This window comes from Lentimicrobium sp. L6 (assembly GCF_013166655.1).
GTDB lineage: Bacteria > Bacteroidota > Bacteroidia > Bacteroidales > UBA12170 > UBA12170.
The window spans coordinates 1-3124 of the sequence record NZ_JABKCA010000150.1; the positions used below are offsets into that span (position 1 = coordinate 1).

General features: G+C 33.7%; 3 protein-coding genes and 1 pseudogene. 2 read left to right on the top strand and 2 right to left on the bottom strand.

Annotated features, from left to right (window positions below):
- Window positions 1-249 precede the first annotated feature (249 nt).
- Window positions 250-372 (bottom strand): hypothetical protein, encoded by a 123-nt coding sequence (locus HNS38_RS20870; protein WP_256367556.1) that lies wholly within the window; start codon window positions 370-372, stop codon window positions 250-252.
- 135 nt (window positions 373-507) lie between these two features.
- On the opposite strand from HNS38_RS20870, the gene HNS38_RS19835 reads away from it, so the two are divergent.
- On the top strand, window positions 508-1872 hold the full coding sequence (locus tag HNS38_RS19835) for a T9SS type A sorting domain-containing protein (RefSeq protein WP_172283435.1): 1365 nt from the start codon (window positions 508-510) through the stop codon (window positions 1870-1872).
- A gap of 109 nt (window positions 1873-1981) precedes the next feature.
- Here HNS38_RS19835 and HNS38_RS19840 read toward each other — a convergent pair whose 3' ends face one another.
- The gene (locus tag HNS38_RS19840; protein WP_172283437.1) at window positions 1982-2134 is read right to left on the bottom strand and encodes a hypothetical protein; all 153 of its coding nucleotides are present in this window, start codon (window positions 2132-2134) and stop codon (window positions 1982-1984) included.
- Window positions 2135-2554: 420 nt separating this feature from the next.
- Between HNS38_RS19840 and HNS38_RS19850 the strand changes: the two are divergent.
- Window positions 2555-2916, top strand: a pseudogene (locus tag HNS38_RS19850) (transposase).
- The last annotated feature ends 208 nt before the right edge of the window (window positions 2917-3124 follow it).

Sequence of the window (3124 nt, forward strand, 5' to 3'; positions counted from 1 at the left end):
ATCATTACATTATCAATTAGTTATTCAAATTAATCTGTTTATTTGTCGCCTAACTCCTATAGCAACTCAAATACAGGATTAAGCAGAGTTGGTGAGTGTTCTTTTTTAGGGTGGTCACATTGCTCTGGCGAACATGGTCAGCTTGCTCTGGCTTTGGGTGGTCTGTTAAATTCGGCTAAGGGTGGTCTAGGTCAGCGTTTTTTCCATCCAAGCCGTATAGCCTTTTATTTTAGGCTCCTCTGCTTATTGCTATTCAAAACTAGTTCCATATTCATCTTTTTCCAGACCTAAAAGTTTTTGATACCAATCTTTTGTTTTTTTTGGGTCTTTAGTCTTGAAAAATATGCCGCCTATTCCTGTTAATCTTTTCATAAGTTTATTAGAATGAATTTTTGTAAAAATAATGATTTAGTCTAAGCTTGTTACTGCAAAGAATACGCCATATGTCTTATTGCTAAATTATTCCTCTCAAAATATATTTGGAGTTCAATTTTAAAACAAATGATGATGAAAAAAACTCTACTTTTTATTGTAGTGCAATTACTGATTTTTAATGGATTTGCGCAAGACTGGGATGCTGTTGGAGGTGGAACTAATGGATCTATAAAAGCCATGATTGAATATGAAGGTGATTTAATTGTTGGTGGCTATTTTACAGAAGCTGGGGGACAAGAAGCAGCTTGTGTTGCCCGCTGGGATGGTTCACAATGGCATCCAATGGGTAATGGATTTGCTGGTGAAGTCCTTGATTTTGAAATTTATGGAGGATGGTTGTATGCTTCTGGTTGGTTTTTCAGCGATCCAAATTATACACAGGAATATGAAGGAATAGCACGATGGACAGGTTCTGCTTGGAGTCCAGTAATTGATTATGATCCTGTAAGTTGGGGAGGTGAAATTTATGATATGTTGGTTTTTAATAATGAGCTCTATATCACCAATCATAGTATTATTGGTTCGGAAGGTGTATCCAGAGTTTCTAAATTTAATGGTGCAACATGGACGGATTTGCCTGGAGCGTATACCCACAGTGGAAATCAAGGCCAAATATATACTTTGGAGATATATAATGATCAATTAATAGCAGGTGGATTATTTGATGAGGTGGATGGAAATGCAGTTAAAAATGTAGCCCGGTTTAATGGTTCAAACTGGGAGTCTTTAAACATGTTTTCTAACGGATTATATGATAAGGTTTATAAATTATTGGTCTACAATAATGACTTATATGCTGGTGGTATTTTCTTTGATCCATTTTATACCACTTTGCAAAAATATGATGGTTCAAACTGGTCCATTTACCAAATGAACATTGATGTTAATCTTTGGGATATTCAAGATCTCATGATTTATGATGATGAGCTATTTGTATCGGGTGTTTTTTATTATGAAGAAGGCCCAAATAATATCTCTGCCTGCTCTGTACTAAAAGAAACTGAAGATACTTATAGGTGGTTGGATTTAAGCTTTTTCAACTCCAATTCCACACAGTGGATAGGCTTTGCTATGTGCGCTTATAATGGAGACTTATATTTGGGTGGTGATTTTCAGTATGCAGGAAGTCAGGATGACCCAAAGAATAATATTGCACGATTTAATGGGCAGATACCTACTACTATCCAAGAATTTCAAGAATCTGAAAATGCAACTATTTTTCCAAATCCTGCCAGTAACTTGATTTATTTTAATGAGGATTTTTCTGATAATCAAAATCTAATAGTGCAAGTATACGATCTGTCTGGAAGGTTAGTTTTAGAACATAAACTGGAACAAAACTGGTTGAATATTTATGATTTGAATAATGGTTTATATCAAATCAAAGTTAGCGGAGGTCAAAATGAATATAGGGGCAGATTTATAAAGGCGGATTAGCTTGATCTTTTTGTTTTATTGTTTTCTTAGAACACTGATGACTTGGATAGAATGGTTTCTTATTGATCTGTGAAAGTATTTAATTTAGAGTCATCAGTATCCCTGAAAACTATTTTATAAACTTCACCAACCCTGAAGCAGGGACATCAATCACCACAGCGCCTTCTTTCATCATGGTTTTTTGCTCCTTGACCAATTCTCCCATGCAATCAAAATCCTGCAGCTGAAAAGAGCCTAATTTCTCCTCATTTAATAAAACCACTTGTGAAAAAATGGATTTTTTATATCATAGTTATTGGACGAAAGATGTAATACTTGATACAGTGTTTAATGATTATTATGATGAAACTGATATTAATCTATTGGCATATGTGGATATATCTTTTAATGATATTACTGGGTTCTGTAGCATTAATTACTCAATGTTAAATAATTTCTACTTTTACCCACCAACAAAACTATAATTGATGTTTAAGCACCACCGATATCCCAGAAATATCATCTTTCAAGCAGTTTATTATAAATTAAGATTCACATTAAGCTATAGGGATGTTGAAGAATTACTTTCAACAAGAGGAATCAAGGCAGATCACTCTACTATTCACAGATGGGTTTTTTAAGTTCAGTCCTTTGATTGAAGCAATTATGCATCGAAAGAAACGGAAGGCCAATGATTTTGGGGATGGATGAAACCTATATCAAGGTAGGAGGTAAGGACCGCTATTTATATAGAGCTGTAGATAAGTATGGGGATACCATAGATTTCCTATTAAAAAGAGAAGGATGAAGGGAACAGCTCAGAAATTCTTGAATAAAGCCATTGGTAATAATGGAAAACCAAGGCTTATTAATATCGATAAAAGTGGAGCAAACAAGGAAGGTATAAGGACATTTAATAAACGGAATTTCAAGGAAATTAGATGGCGACAATGCCAGTATTTGAATAATATGGTGGAGCAAGACCATCGGAATATCAAGAGGAGAACAGCAATAAATACAGGATTTAAAGAATTTGAATCTTCCCAAGGAACTAGTAGGAATTGAAACCATGATTATCATTAGAAAGAATCAGATTGAAAACTCTAAAGCCAATGCTTTTAAATTATTTTATTCTTTAGCTGTATCATATTTAATTATATTTAATTTTTTAAATTGAGTTGTGTTAATGCTTCATAACCAAGGAGTAAGGAAATAAATTAATAGGGTTACCCATTTAGTTCACAAATAGTTGTATATGAGTATATTATTTTGT

Excerpts from the sequence above, each read along its gene's own strand:
- HNS38_RS20870 (WP_256367556.1), bottom strand. The coding sequence starts at position 372 with ATGAAAAGATTAACAGGAATAGGCGGCATATTTTTCAAGACTAAAGAC.
- HNS38_RS19835 (WP_172283435.1), top strand. The coding sequence starts at position 508 with ATGAAAAAAACTCTACTTTTTATTGTAGTGCAATTACTGATTTTTAAT.